A 24,780-nucleotide genomic window follows, 5' to 3' on the forward strand; every position below is an offset into this window, starting at 1 on the left:
TTTTATTATTGAAAAGGATATTATAAGTTTTCATTTGGAAAATGGAGATTAAATTTACGATTCTCATTTGGTCGTTGTCTAGGTGTGTCTAATCGACTTTTACAGTCACTACACATGAATGTTTTAATTGGATTATTACGTAGACGTTTAGCTTCAACTGTACGTTCATCAATTAAGACCTTAGTATCACAAATAATACATTGTACTTCTCGCAACTTAAATCACCTCAATACGAGTTACATATTTAAATTGATATGAATAAGCGTTCTCCTCGGGATTATAAACAAAGCTATCTACTGAATTATCATCGTACAATCGCTTACCATCTTTAGCAAATTGGAAAAATAGATAAGGTAATAATTCTAATGGAATTTCAATTGAAGATGTATCATTTGAAAGTTTAATTGTAGTTGCACTTTCTAAAGGCTCTGCATTTTTAAAAAATGGTGTCATATTTATTGCAAATGAATCTTCTAATACAGCACGTTTACGATATTTAATTTCAGAGTTTAATGTAGGAGGATTGGTTTGTCCTTCTAAAATAGCCCTATTCCATTCGCGGTTATCTTCAAATTTAATAGGTTTAGTTCCTTCAAAAATACCGTTTTCAATATCTTCTATTTTTACTTTTCTATCATCAAAAATCCATGTTGTACTATCTAAAGTAATAGGAAATTTGACGTCTCCTTTAATTTGAATCATCTTGCCCACTCCCTAGTTTCAATCTAACTATTATTTTATCATATTTAAAATGAAGGGTTTATTGAATAAACTTGCTTTTTAAAAGGTAGTAGGATAAACTTCTGATATGAAGATATTTAATGATAGGGGGAGAATGTGATGCCGAAGCAAATGAACATAAATAGTGCAGCTTATGAGCAATTAAATCAAGATGCTGACCGAATCTTGCATTTAATTAAGGTTCAAATGGATAATTTAACTATGCCATCTTGCCCACTATATGAAGAGGTTCTCGACACACAAATGTTTGGTTTACAAAAAGAAGTAGACTTTGCTGTGAAACTTGGTTTAGTTGATAAAGAAGACGGTAAAAATTTAATGCTTCGTTTAGAAAAAGAATTATCTAAATTGCATGAAGCATTCACAAACGTATAACTCTAAGTCTAATGCTTTGAATATGAAAGTGTTATAATGAGCAAGAATTAATAGATGTAATAATTTATGATAGTGACTGAAATGTTATGTAAATAATATTTTCAGTCCTTTTATTTTATTTTTTACGTTTATGTTTGTTAATTAATAATTACAAAGTATATAATAGTTTAGACAGAATTTAATTTGATAAATCGTTTTAATGAGCATATATAGTTTAAATTTTTAGAATTGGATGATCTTTTTTATGAATAATTTAAAAAATATATTTCGATACATAGGTAGAATCTCTAAGTTTATCGATTATCCATTATTAATTTCATATGTTATTTTGTGTTTTATAGGTTTAGTGATGGTTTATAGTGCCAGTATGGTGGCAGCTACTAAAGGAACGTTAACAGGTGGCGTTGAGGTTTCAGGTACATATTTTTATAACAGACAATTAATTTATGTTATCATGAGTTTCATTATTGTTTTTTTTATTTCATTTATGATGAATATAAAAGTCTTTAAACAATCAAAAGTTCAACAGTGGATTATGATTATCATCTTTGTCCTTTTATTTTTAACATTATTGGTAGGTAAAAATATTAATGGTTCAAAAAGTTGGCTTGACTTAGGATTTATGAATTTACAAGCTTCAGAGTTGCTAAAAATTGCTTTAATTCTTTATATTTCTTATGTATTAAGTAAAAAATTACCGCAGTTAAGAGGTAATTTAAGAATTATCAAAGGGCCAATTATTTTAATTATCCTTTGTTTAGGTTTAGTACTTTTACAAGGAGATATTGGACAAACATTATTAACATTAATTATTATATTAGCAATGTTTTTATTCGTAGGTATAGGTGCTAAGAAAATAGTAAAAGGACCTATTTTATATATTATTCTTGGATTTATTCTTATTGCTGGATTCTTTATTTTCACTGGAATGATGCCAGAATATTTAAAGGCACGTTTTAGTACAATTTACGATCCTTTTAGTTCTTCTTCTGGAACTGGGTATCATTTATCCAATTCATTAATGGCAATCGGAAATGGAGGATTATTTGGTCGAGGATTAGGTAATGGAATCATGAAACTTGGCTATCTTCCAGAAGCGCATACAGATTTTATTTTCGCAGTAATTTGTGAAGAATTAGGACTGATTGGTGCCTTATTAGTAATAGGATTATTATTTTTTATTGTATTCCGTGCATTTATATTAGCCACTAAAACATCTTCATATTTTTATAAATTAATATGTGTTGGTGTAGCGAGTTATATTGGTAGTCAAACGTTCGTAAATTTAGGAGGTATATCAGCTACGATTCCTCTTACAGGGGTTCCTCTTCCATTTATAAGTTTTGGTGGTTCATCAATGATCAGCTTAAGTATTGCTATGGGATTATTATTGTTAGTAGCAAGACAAATTAAAGTTGAAGAAAAAAGAGCAATAAAAAATAAAAAAACAAAAGTGGATATTCCTAGACAATATTAAAATCATTTAATGATAGATGTAAATATGTAACTAACATTATTAAGAGTGGAAGCAAGAATTAAAAAATTTGCTTCCACTCTTTTTACATTTATGTGACAAGTTAAAGGATTACTAGTCTACAGTAGCGTCTTCAAACTATAAATGATAATATAAAGTTATTAAGTATAATAATTATTAATGATTACATTTTAAAATAGTGATTAAGCTAACCTAGTTACTATATTTTCATTTTATAAATTGTATGTAAAAAAGTATTAGCTTTCTCATGTATTTTAAGATAAAATTTTATTATCTAATTAGTTAGAATATTCAAAATATAAAGGGGTGTTTCTTGTTTGAATCATATAAAAAAATTATTAGTAGCCAATCGTGGTGAAATTGCAATTAGAATTTTTAGAGCAGCAACGGAATTAAATATTCAAACAGTAGCAATTTATTCAAACGAAGACAAAAATTCATTACATAGATATAAAGCCGATGAATCATATTTAGTGGGAAAAGATTTAGGACCAGCCGAAAGTTATTTAAATATTGAACGTATTATTGAAGTAGCAAAACGTGCGAATGTAGATGCAATACATCCTGGTTATGGCTTTTTAAGTGAAAATGAAGAATTTGCAAGACGTTGTAATGAAGAGGGCATAACATTTATTGGTCCTCACCTAGACCATTTAGATATGTTTGGTGATAAAGTAAAAGCAAGAACAACTGCAATTAAAGCAAATTTACCAGTTATACCAGGAACAGATGGACCAATTGAAAATTTTGATGCAGCAAAGGCATTTGCTAAAGAAGCAGGATTCCCACTGATGATTAAAGCCACAAGTGGTGGTGGTGGAAAAGGTATGCGTATTGTTCGCGAAGAAAGTGAATTAGAAGATGCGTTTCATCGTGCGAAATCTGAAGCACAAAAATCATTTGGTAATAGTGAAGTATATATCGAAAGATACATCGATAATCCCAAACATATTGAAGTTCAAGTTATTGGCGATGAATATGGTAATATTGTTCATCTATATGAGCGTGATTGTTCTGTACAACGTCGTCATCAAAAGGTAGTTGAGGTAGCACCATCTGTAGGCTTACCTGATGAATTAAGAGAACGTATTTGTCAGTCTGCATTACAATTAATGAAAAATATCAAATATGTTAACGCTGGAACAGTGGAATTTTTAGTATCTGGCGATGAATTCTTTTTCATTGAAGTCAATCCACGTGTTCAGGTAGAGCATACGATTACAGAAATGATTACAGGAATTGATATCGTTAAAACTCAAATTTTAGTAGCAGATGGAGCAAGTCTATTTGACAAACGTATCGCTTTACCTCCTCAAGAAGAAATCCAAACACTTGGTTATGCTATTCAATGTCGTATCACTACCGAAGATCCTACAAATGATTTTATGCCAGATTCTGGTACGATTATTGCTTATCGTTCAAGTGGTGGTTTTGGTGTACGTTTAGATGCAGGAGATGGTTTCCAAGGCGCTGAAATTTCGCCTTACTATGACTCACTATTAGTGAAATTATCTACTCATGCCATTACTTTTAAACAAGCTGAAGAAAAAATGGAACGCTCTTTACGAGAAATGCGTATTCGTGGTGTAAAAACAAATATTCCGTTTTTAGTTAACGTTATGCGTAATGAAAAATTCCGAAGTGGAGATTATACAACAAAATTTATTGAAGAAACACCGGAATTATTCGATATTGCACCTACATTAGACCGTGGTACTAAAACATTAGAATACATTGGGAATGTAACCATTAATGGTTTTCCGAATGTCGAAAAACGTACGAAGCCAGACTATGAGTCAACTTCGATTCCGCAAGTTTCAAAAAAGAAAATTCAACATCTATATGGTACAAAACAATTACTAGATGAAAAAGGCCCTAGTGGAGTTGCAGATTGGGTTAAAGCACAAGATGATGTTTTAATTACTGATACGACATTCCGTGATGCGCATCAATCTTTACTTGCTACGCGTGTACGTACAAAAGATATGTTAAATATAGCTTCTAAAACTGCTGAAGTATTTAAAGATAGTTTTTCTTTAGAAATGTGGGGAGGCGCTACTTTTGATGTGGCATACAACTTCTTAAAAGAAAATCCTTGGGAGCGTTTAGAAAAACTTAGAAAAGCAATTCCAAATGTATTATTCCAAATGTTATTAAGAGCTTCAAATGCTGTGGGTTATAAGAATTATCCTGATAATGTGATTCAAAAATTTGTAGATGAAAGTGCTAAAGCAGGTGTAGATGTTTTCCGTATTTTCGACTCATTAAACTGGATAGATCAAATGAAAGTGGCAAATGAAGCGGTACAAAAAGCAGGTAAAATTTCAGAGGGTACTATTTGTTACACAGGGGATATTTTAAACCCAGAACGTTCAAATGTGTTCACTTTAGATTACTACGTTAAATTAGCTAAGGAATTAGAACGTGAAGGTTTCCATATTTTATCAATTAAAGATATGGCTGGCTTATTAAAACCTAGAGCAGCATATGAACTGGTTGGAGAATTAAAAGCTGCAGTTAATTTACCAATACATTTACATACACATGATACAAGTGGAAATGGTTTATTAACCTACAAACAAGCCATCGATGCTGGTGTAGATATTATCGATACAGCTATTGCATCGATGAGTGGCTTAACAAGTCAGCCAAGTGTGAACTCCTTATATTATGCATTAGATGGGTTTAAACGAAATATGCGTACAGATATTCAAGGTTTAGAAGAATTAAGTCACTATTGGAGTACTGTTCGCCCATACTACGTTGACTTTGAAAGTGATATTAAGTCACCTAATACAGAAATTTATCAACATGAAATGCCAGGTGGTCAATACTCTAATTTAAGTCAACAAGCTAAAAGTTTAGGTCTTGGTGAACGTTTTAATGAAGTCAAAGATATGTATCGTCGTGTTAATTTCTTGTTTGGAGATATTGTTAAAGTGACACCATCTTCAAAAGTGGTAGGAGATATGGCGTTATATATGGTACAAAATGATTTAGATGAACAATCTATTATTGAACAAGGTTATAAATTAGATTTTCCTGAATCAGTAGTGTCATACTTTAAAGGTGAGATTGGTCAACCAGTAAATGGCTTTAATAAACAATTGCAGGATATTATTTTAAAAGGTCAACAACCGCTAACTGAACGTCCAGGAGAATATTTAAAACCAGTAGATTTTGATGAAATACGAGAACAATTACAAGATAAAAATTATGGTGAAGTGACTGAGCAAGATATTATAAGTTATGTACTTTATCCAAAAGTATTTGATCAATTTATTCAAACTAGACAACAATATGGTAACTTATCATTACTTGATACACCGACATTCTTCTTTGGTATGCGTAACGGTGAGACTGTAGAAATTGAAATTGAAAACGGAAAACGTTTAATTATTAAACTTGAAACAATTAGTGAAGCAGATGAAAAGGGTAACCGAACAATTTATTACGTGATGAATGGTCAAGCTCGTCGTATTACGATTAAAGATGAAAACATAAAAACAAATGCGAATGTAAAACCTAAAGCAGATAAAACAAATCCAAATCATATAGGAGCTCAAATGCCAGGAAGTGTGACTGAAGTTAAAGTTTCAGTAGGTGATGAGGTTAAAGTAAATCAACCACTATTAATTACTGAAGCCATGAAAATGGAAACAACAATTCAAGCTCCGTTTAATGGAGTGATTAAAAAAGTTACTGTTGTAAATGGTGATGCTATTGCAACGGGAGATTTATTAATCGAAATTGAAAAATCTGAGTAGGTATTAAAAAGTTTAAAAGCATAAGATAGAAGGTTAAATGACATTCTATCTTATGCTTTTTTGCATAAAAGACACGTTAGAGATTACATGTTCTACAATAACTCTAACGTGTCTTTTAAAACTTTATTTGATTTTTGATTTTTCACTTCTAATTGAACGAAGCATGAGTAAAATAAAGTAAGCGATTAAGCCAAAAAGTATAGTAATACAAAGTGCATGTAGCAATGCAATAATTAAATTAACATGCGTGATTACAGACAATGCACCCGTAATCACTTGTAAAATAATTAAAATAAATGCAGCAGTATAGCCATATCTAATTGTACGGTTTTCAGAATAATTTTTGATGGCATGAATAAATGTAATCATAATCCAACAAAAAGTGATAAATGCCATACCGCGATGTGCAAATTGTACCCAATCTTGCTCAGTATGGGGTACTAAATTATTAAACGGTAATGGCCAGCTTCCATATGCTAAACTTGCTTTAGCGTGGCGAACCAAAGCACCAGTATAAATAGTGACATAAACAACGCCCGTCATAATCCAAGTAAGATTGCGCAATGGTTTTTTTATAAATAATTCATCAGCCTCATATTTTTTATCCACTTCAAAAATAATAAGCATTAATACGAACACAGAAGAAAAACTAATTAATGAAATTCCAAAATGTAAGGCTAAAACGTAAGAATTTTGTTGCCAAATAACAGCTGCTGCACCAATTAAGGCTTGAATTAATAGGAAAGCGACACTAATAATTGCTAAAGGTTTAACCTCTTTTATGTATCCTATATTTTTCCAAGCTGTGATGGCCAACCATAACACAACAATTAATGATAAACCTGATACAGCTCGGTGACTCAATTCAATGATTGTAGCAATTGGCAAATTCTGAGGTAATAAAGCGCCGTGACATAAAGGCCATGAAGCACCACAGCCATCTTCAGAGCCCGTCTTAGTTACTAAGGCGCCCCCAAGTTGTACCATTGCCATAATAATTGTTGCTACGATTGATAACCATTTAAGGTTTCGTTTGTTAAACAAGTTTAAACACCCCATCATTAAGTTAAAATATTTTGTAATATGATATCCATTTATGCTCTGATTTTAATATAAAAGATATAATTATAAATATTACAACTATTATACTACAATAATTAAAGACAAAAAATTGGTGAAACAGGAAGTCGTTAAAGTGTCACAATTTAAATAGATATAACCTAGCCTTTTATAAGTAATTATTATATCATAGTACTATATGAAAATTTTAAGGAGGGGAACCATGAGTAAAGAACACACTTTATCACAGCCGTCAAGTAGAGTGTCTTTTAAAGAACTACAACAAATTATTAAAATGGGCTTGGTACAGGGTAACCTAATTCCTGCTTTTGCAGGCGCTTGGTTAGCTATTGTAATGACAAATCATTCCTTCCTATCGTCAATACCTCAAATCTTATTAATGTTGATAGGTTCGACATTAATTATGGGTGGTGCTTGTGCATTAAATAATTATTATGACCAAGATATCGATAAAATTATGCCAAGTAAACAAAGTAGACCAACAGTAAACGATAGAATTTCAGATAAACATTTATTAATGTTAAGTTTTGGTATGATGTTAGTAGGAGAAGCATGTTTATTCTTATTAAATGTGCCCTCAGGTGTTTTAGGACTTTTTGGTATAGTAGGATATGTATCATATTATTCAATCTGGTCTAAAAGACATACGACTTGGAACACAGTAGTAGGAAGTTTTCCAGGTGCTGTGCCACCTTTAATTGGATGGACAGCTATTGATGGACAAATAAGTCTTGTAGCTTTTGCTTTATTTTTAGTTGTCTTTTGCTGGCAGCCTATTCATTTCTATGCTTTAGCTATTAAACGTAGTGATGAATATTCATTAGCAAATATTCCTATGTTACCTTCAGTAAAAGGCTTTAAACGTACAAGAGTAAGTATGTTTATTTGGTTAGTATTTTTATTACCATTACCTTTCTTATTATCTAGTTTAGGCACTACGTTTGTTGTATTAGCAACTTTATTAAATCTTGGATGGATTTTTATAGGTTTAACAACATTTAAGAAAAATACTGATCAAACTAAGTGGGCAACAAAAATGTTTATCTATTCACTAAATTATTTAGTAGTATTCTTTGCATTAGTTGTTGTCATCTCTTTAATAAAAATGATTTAAAATTTCTAAGTTAAATAAGGATGGAACATATGAGTTTACCAATTCTACCAACTATTAGTACAAGCTGTATCGTAATTAGTGCTATTTTAGTAGCGATAGGATGGTGGCAAATTGCTCATCGTCATGTTAATACTCACAAAAAAGTTATGTTATGGGCAGCATTTTTCGCATTAACGTTTTTTATAATTTACGCAACTCGAACGATATTTATAGGTAATACAGATTTTGGTGGTCCAGATTCTGTTAGAACATATTATAAGATATTCTTAATCTTCCACATTAATCTTGCTACGATTGGTGGCATATTAGGATTAGTTCAAATTATTACTGCATTTAAAGATAAATTTAAATGGCATAGAAGAATCGGACCTGTCGCTTCAATTATATGGTTCTTTACTGGTATTACAGGTGTGGCAGTATACTTATTACTATATGTAATTTATCCAGGTGGAGAAACTACATCGGTGATTAAAGCCACACTAGGTTTATAACAATATTGAATATTTTAAAGAATAGCCTGGGACATAATGAGTGTCTCAGGTATTTTTAATATTTGGGCAGTCGATGATCAAATTGTTTAGCATAAGTTATGTTTTAATATTAATTGTTTATTTTATTTGTAAATAGGTATAATGTAGTTTAATTAATAAATTTGGAGTTTAGAAAAAAAGAATGGCTTGATTGTTAAAATAGTTATTTTGTACAATATATGTAATTCTAAAGAGGTGGGGGAGCAATGACTAAGTTAGTAATCAAAGTTTTAGGAGTCGTATTTTTAATTACATTTTTAATTTATTTATTTTACTCACCAAGATTAAAATTTGATGTCCTTGAAAATCCTAATAACAACAATAAAATAAGTCATTCAAATCAAGTATCACATTCCGTGAAAAAACAGACTGAAAATCCTGCTCCCAAAAATGGGATAGGTACTTGGATAGGTAAAGATATTAATTATCTTACAAATAAATATGGACAAGCAAATCGTACATATCCTGTTAAAGGCGGATATACTGATTATATATTTAAGAGCAAACAACAATATTATATTGTCACTACAAAACATGATGAAATTAAATCTGTTTATGCTACTGGAGAAAAAGCTCAAACCGGATCATTAAAAATCAATGAAAATGCTTCACATATATTTGAAAAAACTAGTATTAATCCTGACCCCTCTTTTAAAGTGAATGGAAAACAATATAATTTTGAGTTATCAGATGAAGATATTAAAACTCAAACGCTAATTAAATATGGTAATATTTATGCTCAAGTTTATGTAGATCAACAATCAAATCGAATTATAGGTATTCGATATCTAGATAAAGAACTATTAGCATTTATAAAACCTTATCAATTAACAGATGAAGAAGATATTTCAGATGATAAATTTAATAATGACAGAAATAATAAAGATTCATTACCATATGAACAAAGCCCAAATCAATTGATAACACTCTATGAAATTACTAATCAAATGAGAGATTTAAAACATATTCCACCATTGAAAGTAAATTCAGACATATCACATATTGCTTCAGCAAATTTATATGAAGCAACTGGTACAGAAGATGTTGAATTTACAGAAGATGCACTTAAGAGCCAACTTGGTAACGAAAACATTGACTTTATAGCTACAAGTCAAAATGTGGGCTATGGTTTTGATGACGTGCCTACATTAATTCATAGTTGGATGAATTCGGATATACACCGTTCAAGAATGTTAAATAAAAAGTATAATGAAATGGGTGGAGAAGTAATGAGAAATTATTATTCACTTATTTTTGTACAAAAATAGGTTGTGAGGTGACCGATAATGTATACAGAGGAAACATTATCAATTTTAGATGAAATTGAAGATTTATCAGACATGATTGTACAATCAAAAGTGTATTTTAATTATAGAGAAGCTCAAAAAACACTTAAACAAGATGATGAAGCACATTTATTGTATCAAGCTTTTTTAAAATCAAAAGAACGTTATGATGAAGTGATGCGCTTTGGTAGATATCACCCAGATTATCAAAATGTAATGTTAGATACACGTCGACGTAAACGAGCTTATGAAATGTTGCCTAATGTAATGGATTACAAATCTAAGGAAGTACAATTACAAAATTTAATAGATGAAGTGTTGACTAAAATCGCATTATCTGTGTCAGAAAATGTAAAGATTGAAGTAGGTAATCCATTTTTTAAAACGGATTCTAAAGGCTGCGCCTCAGGAGGTACATGTAATTGTCGTTTATAATTAAGAATAAAATCTAGTAAATCAGAGGTTGAGTTGCAAAATTAGATGTAAGCATATTTTTACTTTAACTATTGAAGATTAATATATTAAAAGAATCTGAGACAACTATGATGTATGTCCCAGATTCTTTTATGTATATATTTTAATTTTATATAGAATGAGTGTATTTAATTTGAAGTATGTTGTTTTAGTAGTGATTTAAATTGTTTACCTAAATCAGGACGGTCAGTAACAATGGTGTGGACACCTTTTTGATACAAATCATACATTAAGTCAACACTATTGATGCCATAATAACCTGGCACAATATTTAATAAGTTAAGCCATTGAATAAAATGAGTTGATGATAATGGGATACCTTTGAATTTTATAGGCATTTGAAATGTGTCAGCTTGAGGATGATAATGATAACCTAGTCCTAAAATAAACTTAATAACACCTTCAGTCACTTCATGTTGACTTGCACCAGTAGCTATTTCTCCATTGCTTATTGCTCTAAAACGTTCATTTTGTTCTTTATGAAAACTTGTTACAAGTACACGTTTCTCAGCATGATGATGCTTTATAATATCATACATTTTTTTAGGCGCAATAGATCCTTCATAACTACTTGGAATATCTTTTAAATCTACATTGATATATTTGTTAGGATACATTTCTAAAAGTTCATCGAAAGTTAAAATTTTAGCTTGTTGATGACCTCTGTAAATATGGCGACCATTGATATCAGTAAAATGAAATCCTGCATCTAATTTTTTTAATTCTTTTAATGTGTAATCACATACTTTTCCTGAACCATTAGTAGTACGGTCGACTGTAGCATCGTGAAAAACAATCAATTCTTCATCTTTAGTTAGTCTCACATCTGTTTCAAAGCCATCTAAACCATAATCAACAGCATTATCGAAAGCTAATTGTGTTTGTTCTGGTCGAACTGACATTCCACCTCTATGTGCAAAAATATAAGGTGCTGGTCCATTAAAAAAGTAAGGTATGTCTTTAAGCATTTTAGGCTTTTGATTTCTTTTTAAAAGTAATAAACTGCTTAGTATCCCCATACTAGTGATACCCAAATTAAAAAAATTCTTCTTAATGTGTTTCAAAGTATAACCTCCTAAAGTCCATTTAAAATTAATAATGAAAGAAATATTTTTTGAAAGTTAAGTATTGAGATATTGAATGTATTTTATAAAATTATTAGTCATGGTATAGTAATTATGCATAATAAATGGAGTGAGTGAAATAATATGGAATTGATTCCAAGAGTTAGCTTAATTATTTACTTAAAGCATATTAAACATGAAAGACAGATACGTAAATATGGACATATCGTTTATACTAATAAACCTCGAAAGTATGTAGTAATGTATGTTAATGAACATGAAGTAGACGATATTCTCCAGAAATTAATGAAATTAAAATATGTTTTACATATTGATGGATCCCCCTATAAAAACTTGAAAAAAACATATGATAAAGAAAAGCATGAAATGCTTTAAGATGTATTTAAAAATTGTTATTGCATCGGTGGGATCCAATTTTGTAAACGAAGTACGCTAATTAAATATTTAAAATATAAATCATTCGTATGAAATGCATTTGGCGGTTGAACATCAATGCCGACAATAGGAATATCATACGATTGAGCTTGTTCATTAATCATCTCAAATTTTTTATTACTATTTGGGTAGGGATATTTTAAAGCGTTTAACATCATATACATGGCTTGAAATTGTTTACCCGTCGTAGGATTCATAATAATTGCGACTGATGATAATTGTTTGTCTGACTGTGGTGTATGGAAATAGACAATCTTGTCTATTCTTGCATGATTATATTCAATAAGAGTAAGAAATTCGAATAAATCTGTAAGTCCTTCTCCTAAAATAATAAATGATTGTTTCATAAATATTTAATTCTCCTTTTTCAAAACAAATTATAGTAAATAAATGAATGAAATGGAAGTGTAAGTCAAAATGAGAGTCATTGCTGGAAAACATAAAAGTAAACCACTAGAGAGTTTAGAAGGACGTAATACACGTCCAACAATGGGTAAAGTTAAAGAAGGTATTTTTAACAGTTTACATGAAGTATACGGCTTAGGTTTAGACTTATTTGCTGGTAGTGGTGCTTTAGGAATTGAAGCACTTTCTAGAGGTATGGATAAAGTTATATTTGTAGACCAAAACTTTAAAGCAGTTAAAGTGATTCAAGCTAACTTGAAACAATTAAATTTAGAGGAACAATCTGAAGTATATAAAAATAATGCAGATAGAGCGTTAAAGGCTATCAATAAAAGAGACATTCAATTTGATTTTATTTTTTTAGACCCTCCTTATAATAAAGGGCTAATAGATAAGGCTCTAGACCAAATTTCTAAGTTTAATTTATTAAAAGAACATGGTATTATCATTTGTGAGTTTAGTAATCAAGAAAAAATCAATACATATGATTTTGAAGTAATTAAGCAATATCATTACGGTTTAACAGATACTTTGTTATTAAAAAAAGGAGAACACAATGACTAAGACAAAAGCAGTCATTCCAGGTAGCTTTGATCCTATTACTTATGGACATTTAGATATTATTGAAAGAAGTTCTGATCGATTTGATGAACTTCATGTATGTATATTAAAAAATAGTAGTAAAGCAGGTACATTTTCTATTGAAGAACGTATGGAATTAATACGTGAATCTGTAAAACATTTGCCAAATGTGAAAGTACATAATTTTAATGGATTACTTGTCGATTTTTGTGATAAAATAGGTGCTAAAACAATTATTCGTGGCTTAAGAGCAGTGAGTGATTTTGAATATGAATTACGTTTAACTTCAATGAATAAAAAATTAAATAGTAATGTAGAAACAATGTATATGATGACAAGTACAAACTATTCATTTATCAGTTCAAGTGTTGTGAAAGAAGTGGCTCAATATAAGGCAGATATTTCAGATTTCGTACCTAGGCATGTTGAAAGAGCATTAAAAGAAAAATTTGAAGATTAAAAAATGAGCGTATAGAACAGAAATGAAATGTTCCATACGCTTTAATTCAATTATTTAATCTAATTACAGGGGTATTAAAATCATTTTTCTGTTGACCTGATAATAAGTTATAAATATCGGTAGATTTAATTTCATTTTTAAAAAAATGAGCAGATGTTTTATTAATATTAGTGATGAATTGACGCTCTGGAAATTTGGTTTTTAATTGTTTGAGATAACTTTGTCCGCGACGATTCATTCCTAAAATTCTTACAGCTGAAATGGATTGAATAGAATCTTCTTTTTTTACATTTAAAAGAATTTGCATAAGTATGCGTTGTAAATGAGTATAGGTAAAGCGTTTTGTCTTCAGTAAAGACATAAAGGATTCAAAAGAAGTGGCTTGATTGATATATTTTTTTAATCGATGTTCTAGTCCTTCAGATATAGTGTATATATGAGCCATTTCATGAATTGAATGACTTAAGATATGATATTTAATCAAGCTAAATGTATCCTCTTTAGTTAAATGAGGTGTTGTATACAGTGATTGAATTGAAGAGGGAACAACTGTAGTCCACTGAGTTTCTTGAGTGATTAACGACTGCCTAATTGCAGAACCACTTGCAAAGGATGATGTTTCAATTGTCGCATCATGATGATGAGCATGCACACGTTGGATAGCAAGTCCTTTCATGTGAGGTGCAAATTGTTGTATAGCTTTTAAGTAAGTGATTGCTAAAATATTATTAGGCATTTTCAGTAAAGTATTATCGCTAATTAAATCATTTATAATTTTTGCATAATTACTACCTTCTTTTACTTTTTGATTAAAAGTTGAACTATGTTCTAAATTGATTATTTCATTTGCAACGTTTTTAAGGCGAGTTATATCAGGCGTTTCACTTCCAAAAGCAATAGTATCAACATCTAGATAACGAGCAACTTGAACAGCTATTTGTGCAAAATAATCACTTGAAGAAAGACTAGCGATAAGGGGTAACTCAACAACTAAATCGACATTGGAAAGTGCCATTTGTGTACGTAGAAATTTGTTATAAATAGCAGGTTCACCTCTCATAACGAAATTACCACTCATGATTGCAATAGAGATCTCTGCATCGGACTGTACTTTAGCTTGTTGCGCATGATAAGCATGACCGTTATGAAATGGATTATACTCGGTAATCAATCCAACACTTTTCATTTGCAATTCGTCCTTTCAGTATTCATTATTAGTATTGTAACAGATAATAAGATGTTAAGAAAAAATCTTGACAACTTATAATAGTAAAGTTAAAATAAATTTTGTGTTTGTTAGAGGTGAAGCCATATGAAATGGTCAATAACGCAATTGAGAAAATATCAAGGTAAACCTTTTGAATTCAATGAAAAGGCGAACTTTGACGATTTAATAGAACCTTTAGGTCTGATTGATTTATCAGAGATGAATATCGAAGGTGAATTAACCATAAAATCAAATGAAGTGATAGCAGATATGCATGTTACTGGTACGTATACTATGCCTTGTGCTCGTACATTAGTGCCTGTAGATGTGCCACTTGATGTCAGAACTTCCGAAATATTTGATTTAGAAGGTTATAATAGTTATACCGATGAAGAAGTAGATGAAGATGAACATTATCATCTTGCTACAGATGGTATGATTAATATCCGAGATATTGCTAAAGAATTGGTTATTATTGAGAAGCCAATGCGTGCATTTTCTGAGAATAGTGATCAAATGCTTACAGAAGGTAACGGTTGGGAAGTTATTGATGAAGAACAAGCGCTTGAGCTTGAGCACTCTAAAGATAACGACGATTCCCAAACACGCCAAGTTGATCCTAGGCTTCAAAAATTACAACAGTTATATGATAAAGAGTAATAGCAGGTTAATTTAATTTATAGTATAATAATTAAATGACCGAATACTTGAGATTATGTGTTTTAATATTAAGGAGGATATATCATGGCAGTACCAAAAAGAAGAACGTCTAAAACTAGAAAAAATAAACGTCGTACTCATTTCAAAATTTCAGTACCTGGTATGACTGAATGCCCAAACTGTGGCGAGTACAAATTATCTCACCGCGTATGTAAAAACTGTGGTTCTTACAATGGTGAAGAAGTCGTTTCTAAATAATTTATATCTATTTAAAAAAGGTGGAATACGAATTCATTATGAATTCTATCCCACTCTTTTTTTATATTATCTCAATTTATACCATTGCTATCAAAAATAATTTGGAGAGACTATTATGGAACAAATTACTTCAACACAAAATAATAAAATTAAATTAGCAAATAAACTTAAAAAGAAAAAAGAACGCGATAAAACAGGATTAGCTCTCATCGAAGGCATACATTTAATTGATGAAGCATTTAAAAGTAATATGATGATTAAACAATTATTTGTAATTGAGCCAGAAAGAACAGATTCTAGACTTTTAGAGTATGCAAAAGAAGCTTACGAAATTAATATGAAAGTGGCTGAATCATTATCAGGGACTATTACACCGCAAGGTTTTTTTGCAGTCATTGAAAAACCTAAACATGATATCTCAAAAGCGAAACAAGTGTTATTACTTGATCGTATACAAGATCCTGGTAACTTAGGCACGTTAATTCGTACAGCAGATTCTGCGGGTATAGATATGATTGTAATGGAAAAAGGTACAGCAGACGCATACCAAGATAAAGTAATGAGAGCCAGTCAAGGAAGTGTATTTCATATTCCTATTGTCACGACAGAATTAAATAAATTTATTGAACAATTTGATGGCCCAGTATATGGTACAGCCTTAGAAAATGCTGTGTCCTATAAAAACATCGAATCGCAAGACACATTTGCCTTATTACTTGGTAATGAAGGAGAAGGTGTTAATAAAGAATTATTAGCACATACCTCGCAGAATCTTATTATACCTATATACGGCAAAGCGGAAAGTTTAAACGTGGCGATTGCTGGAAGTATTTTGCTTTATCATTTGAAAGGTTGACCTTTTGATTTAAAATCGACTATACTTAATTGTATACAAAATTAAAATAATATGTTTATTAAAGATAAATATAAACCGATAAAAAGACGTAAACTAAATGATTAATTGCACAGGGAAAGTAAGCGTGACTGAAACTTACTTCAATTTACATTAGTTTTTTTCACCTTTTTGGTTACTTAAAGAAATTTAAGTCGGAGTGCATCTTCGTTAACAATGCTAACAAGTGTATGCTTAGGCATAAATTTGGGTGGTACCACGGAAGGCTTTCGTCCCAGTTATTTAGGGATGAAAGTCTTTTTTTAATTTAATAAAGTAAATTTTATGATAAATAGAAAGTATGAGGTGTAAGTCATGACTCAAAATGATTCAATGACAGAATTAAGACAACAAGCTTTAGTAGACATTAACGAAGCGCAAGATGAACGTGCTTTACAAGATGTCAAAGTAAAGTATCTAGGAAAAAAAGGCTCTGTAAGTGGTTTAATGAAAAATATGAAAGATTTACCAAATGAAGAAAAGCCAGCTTATGGACAAAAAGTAAATGAGTTAAGACAAGCAATTCAAAATGAACTTGAAGAAAAACAAGAATTATTAAAAAATGAAAAGTTAAACCAACAACTTGCTGAGGAAACAATTGATGTTACATTACCTAGTCGCCAAATTAATATTGGCTCAAAACATCCATTAACTAGAACGGTTGAAGAAATTGAAGATTTATTCCTAGGATTAGGATATGAAATTGTTGATGGATACGAAGTAGAACAAGATTATTATAATTTTGAAGCTTTAAACCTTCCTAAATCACATCCAGCCCGAGATATGCAAGATAGTTTTTATATTACAGATGAGATTTTAATGCGTACGCACACGTCTCCAGTGCAAGCACGTACAATGGAAAAACGTCACGGTCAAGGACCAGTAAAAATTATTTGTCCTGGGAAAGTGTATCGACGAGATTCAGATGATGCTACACATAGTCATCAATTTACACAAATTGAAGGTTTAGTAGTAGATAAACATATCAAAATGAGTGATTTGAAAGGAACGTTAGAGTTAGTAGCTAAAAAATTATTTGGTGCTGATCGTGAAATTCGATTACGACCAAGTTATTTCCCATTCACAGAGCCATCAGTGGAAGTAGACGTCTCTTGTTTCAAATGTAAAGGTAAAGGATGTAATGTATGTAAACATACTGGATGGATTGAAATCTTAGGTGCAGGTATGGTACATCCTAATGTTCTAGAAATGGCCGGTTTTGATTCAAATGAATATTCTGGCTTTGCATTCGGTATGGGGCCAGATCGTATAGCAATGTTAAAATACGGAATCGAAGACATTCGTCATTTCTATACAAATGATGTGAGATTCCTTAATCAATTTAAAGCTGTAGAAGATAGAGGTGAAGCATAATGTTGATTTCAAATGAATGGTTAAAAGATTACGTAGATGCTGGTGTACCTGCTAAAGACTTAGCTGAGCGTATTACACGTACGGGTATTGAAGTAGCAGATATTATAGATTACTCAAAAGATATTAAAAATGTAGTAGTAGGATATGTAACATCTAAAGAAAAACATCCAGATGCAGATAAATTGAATATCTGTCAAGTTGATATAGGTGAAGAAGAACTTGTTCAAATTGTTTGTGGGGCACCTAATGTTGATGAAAATCAATATGTGATTGTGGCTAAAGTAGGTGGACGTTTACCTGGAGGTATTAAAATAAAACGTGCCAAATTACGCGGAGAACGTTCGGAAGGTATGATTTGTTCCTTACAAGAAATTGGTGTCTCAAGTAATGTTGTACCAAAAGACTATGAAAATGGAATTTTCGTATTTCCTAGTGAAGTGACACCGGGAACTGATGCATTAGACGCATTATATCTTAATGATCAAATTATGGAATTTGATTTAACACCTAACCGTGCAGACGCTTTAAGTATGGTGGGAACTGCATATGAAGTTGCAGCATTATATCAAACTGAAATGACTAAACCAAACACAACGCTTAACGAAACTGAAACTTCAGCAACAGATGAGTTATCAGTGACAGTTGATAATCCTGAAAAAGTTCCTTATTACAGTGCAAGAGTTGTTAAAAATGTGAGAATTGCACCATCACCTATCTGGATGCAAGCACGTTTAATTAAAGCTGGTATCCGTCCAATTAATAATGTAGTTGATATTTCTAACTATGTATTACTTGAATATGGTCAACCACTTCATATGTTTGATCAAGACCATATGGGTTCTAAAGATATCGTTGTACGTCAAGCGAATGAAAATGAAACAATGACAACATTAGACGATACTGAAAGAACGCTTATTGATACAGATATCGTTATCACAAATGGTAAAGAACCTATTGCATTAGCTGGTGTTATGGGTGGAGATTTTTCAGAAGTGACTGATCAAACAATGAATGTCGTAGTAGAAGGTGCGATTTTTGACCCTGTATCTATCCGTCACACATCACGTCGTTTGAATTTACGTAGTGAGTCTTCAAGTCGTTTTGAAAAAGGTATTGCAACAGAATTTGTTAATGAAGCAGTCGATAGAGCTTGTTATTTACTTGAACATTATGCTTCTGGTGAAGTATTAAAAGATAGAGTGGCACAAGGGGATTTAGGTTCACTTGTTACGCCAATTGATATTACTGCGGAAAAAGTAAATCAAACAATTGGTTTTAATTTATCAAATGATGAGATTAAAGCTATTTTCGAACAATTAGGATTTAAAACGATTCAAAATGCCGATACTTTAACAGTATATGTACCTTCACGTCGTAAAGATATTTCAATTAAGGAAGATTTAATTGAAGAAATAGCAAGAATATACGGATATGATAATATTCCTTCAACTTTACCAGTGTTTGATGATGTAACTAGTGGAAAATTGACAGATCGTCAATATAAAACGCGTACGGTAAAAGAAACACTCGAAGGTGCAGGATTAAATCAAGCCATCACATATTCACTTGTGTCTAAAGACCATGCCAAAGATTTTGCATTACAAGAACGTCCTACAATTAGTCTACTTATGCCAATGAGTGAAGCGCATTCTACATTACGTCAAAGCTTATTACCACATTTAATCGAAGCAACAACTTATAACGTAGCACGTAAAAATAAAAATGTAAGATTATATGAAATTGGACGTGTGTTCTTTGGTAACGGAAAAGATGAATTACCGGATGAAATCGAATATTTAAGTGGTATTCTAACTGGAGAATATGTAGTTAATACTTGGCAAGGTAAAAAAGAAGAGATTGATTTCTTTATTGCTAAAGGTGTAGTCGATCGAATTGCTGAAAAATTAAATTTAGGTTTCACTTATAAAGCTGGCGAAATAAAAGGCCTTCATCCAGGTAGAACTGCGATTGTTTCATTAGAAGGTAAAGAGATAGGATTTGTAGGAGAATTACATCCTCAATTAGCAGCTGAAAATGATCTTAAACGCACATATGTATTTGAATTAGACTATGATGCAATGATGCAAGTAGCTGTAGGTTACATTAATTATGAACCAATTCCAAAATTCCCTGGTGTGTCAAGAGATATCGCTATGGAAGTAAAACGTGACATGCCTTCATCAGAATTATTAGACATTATTCATGAGAATGGTGAAGACATTCTAAAAAATACACTTGTATTTGATGTGTATGAAGGTGAACACTTGGAAGAAGGTAAAAAATCAGTAGCCATTCGTTTAAATTATTTAGATACTGAAAATACACTTACAGATGAACGTGTTTCTAAAGTGCATGATAAAATTTTAGAAGCATTAAAAGCTAAAGGCGCTACAATTCGATAATAAATTAAAGAAGAGATTGGGATATACATCCTAAAAAAATAGCCAGTAAATGAGTTTATTATAAAGTCATTTACTGGTTTCATTATTTACAATACTTTGTATAGTTGGTTCGCTTTATTAGGGAATAAATTTAGTCTGTAGTCTTTAGCGTATCCTATTTTATCAAGAGTCGCGCTAAAATGCTTTTTTTATGTAATTTTACATTGAAATACTTTTAAAAAATAAGGTCCTTTCGTATAATTTAATAAACTTCATTAAATTAACGAGGTACCTTATGTATAAAGATTCTAACATGACTCAACTTACTTGACCGATAGAAACTTCAGCACTTGTTCCCGCAAACGATGTGTCACGATATGTAAATAAAAGTGTTGAAACAATTCTCGATACTGAATTTGATGAATTTAGACATCATCGTATAGCATTCTAAAATGTTCTTTATTGATACTTTTTATTAACCAACGTCCATGCTTTATCACGATTTTTAAAATGTTTTTTTGAAATAGAATCTAACTTACTAATATTATATTTTTCAATAATTTGAGCAGCGATTAAATCTACTTTATGACTCGCGCCTTTTGGAATATCAAAATGCATCATTTTTGATATTGAATCCATGTGCTTAATAAAAGCATAGCGAGAAATGATACTTGCTGCTGCAATAGCAAGGGATTTAGATTCTCCCTTTGTTTCAAATTTTGTTTGATTTGGAAAAGGTAAGTCGCTTAGAGCATAACGCTTGTAGACGTTACGTTCTGCAAATTGGTCAATGACAATGTAGTCTAATGCTTTAGTATCTATCTTGTTAGTTACATTTTTTATCGCTTCATTATGAAGGACTGCTTTCATTTTTACTTGAGACCAACCTAGTGCTTGTCTTTCATTATATTTAGTATTGTTTAATGTAAGTAATGAATGAGGAATAAAGGTAATCAGTTGTTCTGCAAGTTCTATAATTTTAGTGTCTGTTAATTTTTTCGAATCATCTACGCCTAGCGTTCTTAAAATATCTATATGCTCTTTAGATACAAAAGCAGCACAAACCGTTAATGGACCAAAATAATCGCCACTTCCCGCTTCATCACTACCAATACAGTTATAATCATTATATGTTATATTATGTAAATCATCTGCCTTTGAAGATTTTGAATTAGTTACAGAATCAGTAGTACAAAATTGACGCGCTATATGTTCAGCATGTTTTCCTTGAAACATAACTTTACCAGAATTGTAAATACTAATGACAGTGTCATGATATTTGGTTCTTGCTTTCATTCCATTAGGTAAATTGGATGTACTAAAGTTAATTTGGTTCAAAAGTTGCTCAATATCTTGATTAGTTAATTTATGTACTACATTTCCCATAAAATGTTTAAACCTCTCTTTTAAAATTCTAATAGATATACTTTAACATAATGAAGATAAAAACGTAGGTTTAGTGGTATAAATAAATAGTATTTTAAATCTATAATTACAAATAAGAGACGCTCATGTATAATAATAATAATCTACTTATTCACTCAACAAAACATTAGTCAAAGAAATTTAAAATATTATCAAAAGTCAGGAGTTAATACAATGGGAGAATTTAAAAATCGTATTAATGTATCGATCAATGATCAAAATTTTACGATTATCGGTGACGATGATCCTGAACACATACGTTATGTAGCACATTTAGTAGATGAACAGCTAAGATTATTAGGACGTAAATCAGCAGGATTAGATACAACAAGAAAAGCAATTTTAACTGCAGTGAATATCATGGACGAAAAAGTGAAATTGGAAGAAGAAAACGAAATATTAAAACAAATGATTTATGAATTAAAACAACAGGATAGCTAAATGACTATAGATTTAGTAATGATACTTATTATTTTGATGTATATGATAATTGGTTTTAGAAGAGGCCTTTGGCTGAATAGTCTTCATTTGTCGTCTACGCTTGTCTCACTATTCATTGCGCATCGTTTTTACCAATATATATCAAAACAAATGATTGTTTTTGTTCCATTTCCTAAAACAGTTGCTTTTGATACGCACTTCGCATTTCAATATCATGATGTACAACAACGTTTTGATACTATTGTGGCATTTTTATGTATTGCTTTTATAAGTAAGTTGCTTTTATATCTTATTATTGTAACTTTTGATAATATAGTGTCATATCATAATATTCATGTTACAAGTCGAATATTGGGAAGCTTATTAGGTAGTATTGCCAGTGTGATTGTACTGCAACTTGTTTTATATTTAGTATCTTTATATCCTAATGAATGGATTCAAGAAAGTTTAAAACACGGTTATTTAAGCCATATTATTCTATTTAAGATGCCGTTTTTATCATCTTATATACTAAATTTATAAATAAAAAAAGATAAAAGGTCAGGACTAGGTGATGGATATAAACCTCCTGGTCTCTTTTTATGGAGTGAATGTAATGACAAAGAAAGATGTAATTCAACTACTAGAAAAAATTGCTATATATATGGAATTGAATGGAGAAAATACGTTTAAAGTATCTGCTTATCGTAAAGCAGCACAAAGTCTTGAAATAGATGAACGTTCTTTAGATGAAATAAAAGATGTTACTGAATTAAAAGGAATTGGAAAAGGGGTAGGAGAGGTCATTAGCGAATATCGAGAAACAGGTACCTCATCAACTTTAAAAGAATTGCAACGTTTAGTTCCTGAAGGATTAATTCCTTTAATGAAAATTCAAGGTTTAGGTAGTAAAAAAATTGCAAAGTTGTATAAAGAGTTAAATATTACAGATAAAGAACATCTTCAAGAAGCTTGTGAAGCGGGAAAAGTTAGTGAACTAAGTGGATTTGCTAAAAAAACGGAACAAAACATACTTGAAGCAGTAAAAGCACTAGGAGCTAAAAAAGATCATTATCCTATTGATTTGATGCGACATTTAAATAAAGATATTATGACTTATCTAGAACAATTAGAAGAAGTTGAACATTATTCTGAAGCAGGTAGTTTCCGTCGTTATAAAGAAGTAAGTAAAGATTTAGACTATATTATTAGTACACGACACCCTCTTCATGTACAACAACACCTTTTAAATATTCCAAATAAAGTGAAAGAAGTCGCAGTTGGAGAAACGAAAGTGTCACTTGAATTGGAATATGATGATGAAACGATTGGTGTAGATTTTAGACTTGTTGAACCAGAAGCCTTTTATCATACCTTACAGCACTTTACAGGTTCCAAAGATCATAACATTCGCATTAGACAACTTGCTAAAGCACAAAATGAAAAAGTGAGTGAGTATGGTATCGAACAACAAGATGGAACGTTACTCCAATTCCAAAGTGAAGCTGAAATTTACCAACACTTCGGTAGACATTGGATTGCTCCAGCAATGCGTGAAGATGGCAGTGAGTTTGATCGTGATTTAAATTCAATCATTACATTAGATGATATTAAAGGTGATCTTCATATGCATACAACGTATAGTGACGGCGCTTTTTCTATACGAGAGATGATTGAAGCAAACATTAAAAAAGGCTATGAATACATGGTCATTACGGATCATTCAAAGAGTTTAAAAGTTGCGCATGGATTACAAGTTGAACGATTATTACGTCAAAATGAAGAAATAAAAAATTTGAATGAAGAATACACAGAAATAGATATTTACTCAGGTACAGAGATGGATATTTTACCTGATGGATCATTAGATTATGAGGATGATATACTATCGCAACTTGACTATGTTATTGCAGCTATTCATCAAAGTTTCAATCAATCTGAAGAAGAGATTATGAAGCGCCTAGAACATGCATGTCGTAATCCTTATGTTAGACATATTGCACATCCAACTGGTCGTATTATTGAGCGACGTGAAGGGTATCAACCTAATATAGAACAGTTGATGCAACTTGCAGAAGAAACACAAACGGTAATGGAAATTAATGCTAATCCAAAACGATTAGATTTAAATGCTGCCACTGTAAAAAAATATCCAAATATTAAATTAACAATTAATACAGATGCTCATCATGTGGATCATCTTGATTTTATGAAATATGGCGTAGCTACTGCGCAAAAAGGATTTGTAAATAAAGATAGAGTGATTAATACAATGACGCGTGACGCTTTTAAAAACTTTATTAATAATAATATTAAATTACAGAAATAGAGGGA

The 24,780-nt window shown here is 31.0% G+C and carries 25 protein-coding genes; 18 read left to right on the forward strand and 7 right to left on the reverse strand.

Annotated features, from left to right (window positions below; translation table 11 throughout):
• Positions 1-20: 20 nt before the first annotated feature.
• A complete protein-coding gene (locus NR218_RS07640; RefSeq protein ID WP_002449988.1) occupies positions 21-215 on the reverse strand; it encodes a DUF2197 domain-containing protein in 195 nt (64 codons plus the stop codon).
• Position 216: 1 nt separating this feature from the next.
• Positions 217-702 carry a hypothetical protein gene (locus NR218_RS07645; protein WP_048681495.1) on the reverse strand — a complete coding sequence of 162 codons (486 nt, stop codon included), beginning with the start codon at positions 700-702 and terminating at the stop codon, positions 217-219.
• Between the two features lie 138 nt (positions 703-840).
• Between NR218_RS07645 and NR218_RS07650 the strand changes: the two genes are divergently transcribed.
• The 3 genes from NR218_RS07650 (at position 841) to NR218_RS07660 (ending at position 6,378) form a co-directional block, all read left to right on the forward strand.
• Positions 841-1,116: a YlaN family protein gene (locus NR218_RS07650; protein ID WP_017175737.1), complete on the forward strand. Its 276-nt coding sequence runs from the start codon at positions 841-843 to the stop codon at positions 1,114-1,116.
• Positions 1,117-1,360: 244 nt separating this feature from the next.
• A complete protein-coding gene (gene ftsW, locus NR218_RS07655) occupies positions 1,361-2,593 on the forward strand; it encodes a cell division peptidoglycan polymerase FtsW (RefSeq protein ID WP_049420385.1) in 1,233 nt (410 codons plus the stop codon).
• 335 nt (positions 2,594-2,928) lie between these two features.
• Positions 2,929-6,378, forward strand: coding sequence for a pyruvate carboxylase (locus NR218_RS07660; protein ID WP_265883298.1), 3,450 nt, complete (start codon positions 2,929-2,931; stop codon positions 6,376-6,378).
• A gap of 123 nt (positions 6,379-6,501) precedes the next feature.
• Here NR218_RS07660 and NR218_RS07665 read toward each other — a convergent pair whose 3' ends face one another.
• Complete coding sequence (locus NR218_RS07665) at positions 6,502-7,422, reverse strand: COX15/CtaA family protein (RefSeq protein WP_172473733.1); 921 nt, start codon at positions 7,420-7,422, stop codon at positions 6,502-6,504.
• A 238-nt stretch (positions 7,423-7,660) separates the two neighbouring features.
• Between NR218_RS07665 and cyoE the strand changes: the two genes are divergently transcribed.
• The 4 genes from cyoE (at position 7,661) to NR218_RS07685 (ending at position 10,823) form a co-directional block, all read left to right on the forward strand.
• The gene (gene cyoE / locus NR218_RS07670) at positions 7,661-8,572 is read left to right on the forward strand and encodes a heme o synthase (protein WP_017175733.1); all 912 of its coding nucleotides are present in this window, start codon (positions 7,661-7,663) and stop codon (positions 8,570-8,572) included.
• A gap of 29 nt (positions 8,573-8,601) precedes the next feature.
• Positions 8,602-9,063: a DUF420 domain-containing protein gene (locus tag NR218_RS07675; protein ID WP_172473732.1), complete on the forward strand. Its 462-nt coding sequence runs from the start codon at positions 8,602-8,604 to the stop codon at positions 9,061-9,063.
• 245 nt (positions 9,064-9,308) lie between these two features.
• On the forward strand, positions 9,309-10,370 hold the full coding sequence (locus NR218_RS07680; RefSeq protein ID WP_172473731.1) for a CAP-associated domain-containing protein: 1,062 nt from the start codon (positions 9,309-9,311) through the stop codon (positions 10,368-10,370).
• Positions 10,371-10,388: 18 nt separating this feature from the next.
• Positions 10,389-10,823, forward strand: coding sequence for a YlbF family regulator (locus NR218_RS07685; RefSeq protein WP_017175730.1), 435 nt, complete (start codon positions 10,389-10,391; stop codon positions 10,821-10,823).
• 167 nt (positions 10,824-10,990) lie between these two features.
• Here the strand turns inward: NR218_RS07685 and NR218_RS07690 are convergent, their stop codons facing one another.
• Positions 10,991-11,926 (reverse strand): glycerophosphodiester phosphodiesterase, encoded by a 936-nt coding sequence (locus NR218_RS07690; protein WP_172473729.1) that lies wholly within the window; start codon positions 11,924-11,926, stop codon positions 10,991-10,993.
• 144 nt (positions 11,927-12,070) lie between these two features.
• On the opposite strand from NR218_RS07690, the gene NR218_RS07695 reads away from it, so the two are divergent.
• Positions 12,071-12,322, forward strand: coding sequence for a DUF2129 domain-containing protein (locus NR218_RS07695; protein ID WP_049335442.1), 252 nt, complete (start codon positions 12,071-12,073; stop codon positions 12,320-12,322).
• A 17-nt stretch (positions 12,323-12,339) separates the two neighbouring features.
• Here the strand turns inward: NR218_RS07695 and NR218_RS07700 are convergent, their stop codons facing one another.
• Complete coding sequence (locus tag NR218_RS07700) at positions 12,340-12,729, reverse strand: hypothetical protein (RefSeq protein WP_172473728.1); 390 nt, start codon at positions 12,727-12,729, stop codon at positions 12,340-12,342.
• A 70-nt stretch (positions 12,730-12,799) separates the two neighbouring features.
• Here NR218_RS07700 and rsmD point away from each other — a divergent pair, with 70 nt between their 5' ends.
• Both rsmD and coaD read left to right on the forward strand, forming a co-directional pair.
• A complete protein-coding gene (rsmD, locus tag NR218_RS07705) occupies positions 12,800-13,351 on the forward strand; it encodes a 16S rRNA (guanine(966)-N(2))-methyltransferase RsmD (RefSeq protein ID WP_172473727.1) in 552 nt (183 codons plus the stop codon).
• Positions 13,344-13,829 carry a pantetheine-phosphate adenylyltransferase gene (gene coaD / locus NR218_RS07710; RefSeq protein WP_017175726.1) on the forward strand — a complete coding sequence of 162 codons (486 nt, stop codon included), beginning with the start codon at positions 13,344-13,346 and terminating at the stop codon, positions 13,827-13,829. Before rsmD ends, coaD begins: the two co-directional genes overlap by 8 nt.
• A gap of 46 nt (positions 13,830-13,875) precedes the next feature.
• Here the strand turns inward: coaD and NR218_RS07715 are convergent, their stop codons facing one another.
• The gene (locus NR218_RS07715) at positions 13,876-15,015 is read right to left on the reverse strand and encodes a nucleotidyltransferase (RefSeq protein ID WP_265883301.1); all 1,140 of its coding nucleotides are present in this window, start codon (positions 15,013-15,015) and stop codon (positions 13,876-13,878) included.
• Between the two features lie 126 nt (positions 15,016-15,141).
• Between NR218_RS07715 and NR218_RS07720 the strand changes: the two genes are divergently transcribed.
• The 5 genes from NR218_RS07720 to pheT all read left to right on the forward strand — a co-directional run bounded on the left by NR218_RS07720 (position 15,142) and on the right by pheT (position 20,622).
• Positions 15,142-15,696, forward strand: coding sequence for a YceD family protein (locus NR218_RS07720; protein WP_017175724.1), 555 nt, complete (start codon positions 15,142-15,144; stop codon positions 15,694-15,696).
• An 84-nt stretch (positions 15,697-15,780) separates the two neighbouring features.
• The gene (rpmF, locus tag NR218_RS07725; protein WP_001830121.1) at positions 15,781-15,954 is read left to right on the forward strand and encodes a 50S ribosomal protein L32; all 174 of its coding nucleotides are present in this window, start codon (positions 15,781-15,783) and stop codon (positions 15,952-15,954) included.
• A gap of 115 nt (positions 15,955-16,069) precedes the next feature.
• Positions 16,070-16,810 carry a TrmH family RNA methyltransferase gene (locus NR218_RS07730; RefSeq protein WP_265883304.1) on the forward strand — a complete coding sequence of 247 codons (741 nt, stop codon included), beginning with the start codon at positions 16,070-16,072 and terminating at the stop codon, positions 16,808-16,810.
• Between the two features lie 351 nt (positions 16,811-17,161).
• Positions 17,162-18,220, forward strand: a complete 1,059-nt coding sequence (pheS, locus tag NR218_RS07735; RefSeq protein WP_017175722.1) for a phenylalanine--tRNA ligase subunit alpha — start codon at positions 17,162-17,164, stop codon at positions 18,218-18,220.
• Entirely contained in the window at positions 18,220-20,622 is a 2,403-nt protein-coding gene (pheT, locus tag NR218_RS07740) for a phenylalanine--tRNA ligase subunit beta (protein WP_049416184.1), read from the forward strand. The genes pheS and pheT overlap by 1 nt, the downstream gene beginning before the upstream one ends.
• Positions 20,623-21,060: 438 nt before the next feature.
• Here the strand turns inward: pheT and rnhC are convergent, their stop codons facing one another.
• A complete protein-coding gene (gene rnhC / locus NR218_RS07745) occupies positions 21,061-21,987 on the reverse strand; it encodes a ribonuclease HIII (protein ID WP_017175720.1) in 927 nt (308 codons plus the stop codon).
• Between the two features lie 213 nt (positions 21,988-22,200).
• Here rnhC and zapA point away from each other — a divergent pair, with 213 nt between their 5' ends.
• The 3 genes from zapA to polX all read left to right on the forward strand — a co-directional run bounded on the left by zapA (position 22,201) and on the right by polX (position 24,775).
• Positions 22,201-22,467: a cell division protein ZapA gene (zapA, locus tag NR218_RS07750; protein WP_017175719.1), complete on the forward strand. Its 267-nt coding sequence runs from the start codon at positions 22,201-22,203 to the stop codon at positions 22,465-22,467.
• Entirely contained in the window at positions 22,468-22,989 is a 522-nt protein-coding gene (locus NR218_RS07755; RefSeq protein ID WP_017175718.1) for a CvpA family protein, read from the forward strand.
• 73 nt (positions 22,990-23,062) lie between these two features.
• Complete coding sequence (polX, locus tag NR218_RS07760) at positions 23,063-24,775, forward strand: DNA polymerase/3'-5' exonuclease PolX (protein ID WP_017175717.1); 1,713 nt, start codon at positions 23,063-23,065, stop codon at positions 24,773-24,775.
• The last annotated feature ends 5 nt before the right edge of the window (positions 24,776-24,780 follow it).

The organism is Staphylococcus sp. SUC_1.2, assembly GCF_026222585.1.

Excerpts from the sequence above, each read along its gene's own strand:
- rpmF (WP_001830121.1), top strand. The coding sequence starts at position 15,781 with ATGGCAGTACCAAAAAGAAGAACGTCTAAAACTAGAAAAAATAAACGT.
- NR218_RS07755 (WP_017175718.1), top strand. The coding sequence starts at position 22,468 with ATGACTATAGATTTAGTAATGATACTTATTATTTTGATGTATATGATA.
- cyoE (WP_017175733.1), top strand. The coding sequence starts at position 7,661 with ATGAGTAAAGAACACACTTTATCACAGCCGTCAAGTAGAGTGTCTTTT.
- NR218_RS07700 (WP_172473728.1), bottom strand. The coding sequence starts at position 12,729 with ATGAAACAATCATTTATTATTTTAGGAGAAGGACTTACAGATTTATTC.
- NR218_RS07680 (WP_172473731.1), top strand. The coding sequence starts at position 9,309 with ATGACTAAGTTAGTAATCAAAGTTTTAGGAGTCGTATTTTTAATTACA.
- pheT (WP_049416184.1), top strand. The coding sequence starts at position 18,220 with ATGTTGATTTCAAATGAATGGTTAAAAGATTACGTAGATGCTGGTGTA.
- rsmD (WP_172473727.1), top strand. The coding sequence starts at position 12,800 with ATGAGAGTCATTGCTGGAAAACATAAAAGTAAACCACTAGAGAGTTTA.
- NR218_RS07720 (WP_017175724.1), top strand. The coding sequence starts at position 15,142 with ATGAAATGGTCAATAACGCAATTGAGAAAATATCAAGGTAAACCTTTT.
- polX (WP_017175717.1), top strand. The coding sequence starts at position 23,063 with ATGACAAAGAAAGATGTAATTCAACTACTAGAAAAAATTGCTATATAT.
- ftsW (WP_049420385.1), top strand. The coding sequence starts at position 1,361 with ATGAATAATTTAAAAAATATATTTCGATACATAGGTAGAATCTCTAAG.
- NR218_RS07695 (WP_049335442.1), top strand. The coding sequence starts at position 12,071 with ATGGAATTGATTCCAAGAGTTAGCTTAATTATTTACTTAAAGCATATT.
- zapA (WP_017175719.1), top strand. The coding sequence starts at position 22,201 with ATGGGAGAATTTAAAAATCGTATTAATGTATCGATCAATGATCAAAAT.
- rnhC (WP_017175720.1), bottom strand. The coding sequence starts at position 21,987 with ATGGGAAATGTAGTACATAAATTAACTAATCAAGATATTGAGCAACTT.
- coaD (WP_017175726.1), top strand. The coding sequence starts at position 13,344 with ATGACTAAGACAAAAGCAGTCATTCCAGGTAGCTTTGATCCTATTACT.
- NR218_RS07675 (WP_172473732.1), top strand. The coding sequence starts at position 8,602 with ATGAGTTTACCAATTCTACCAACTATTAGTACAAGCTGTATCGTAATT.
- NR218_RS07645 (WP_048681495.1), bottom strand. The coding sequence starts at position 702 with ATGATTCAAATTAAAGGAGACGTCAAATTTCCTATTACTTTAGATAGT.
- NR218_RS07730 (WP_265883304.1), top strand. The coding sequence starts at position 16,070 with ATGGAACAAATTACTTCAACACAAAATAATAAAATTAAATTAGCAAAT.
- NR218_RS07715 (WP_265883301.1), bottom strand. The coding sequence starts at position 15,015 with ATGAAAAGTGTTGGATTGATTACCGAGTATAATCCATTTCATAACGGT.
- NR218_RS07685 (WP_017175730.1), top strand. The coding sequence starts at position 10,389 with ATGTATACAGAGGAAACATTATCAATTTTAGATGAAATTGAAGATTTA.
- NR218_RS07650 (WP_017175737.1), top strand. The coding sequence starts at position 841 with ATGCCGAAGCAAATGAACATAAATAGTGCAGCTTATGAGCAATTAAAT.
- pheS (WP_017175722.1), top strand. The coding sequence starts at position 17,162 with ATGACTCAAAATGATTCAATGACAGAATTAAGACAACAAGCTTTAGTA.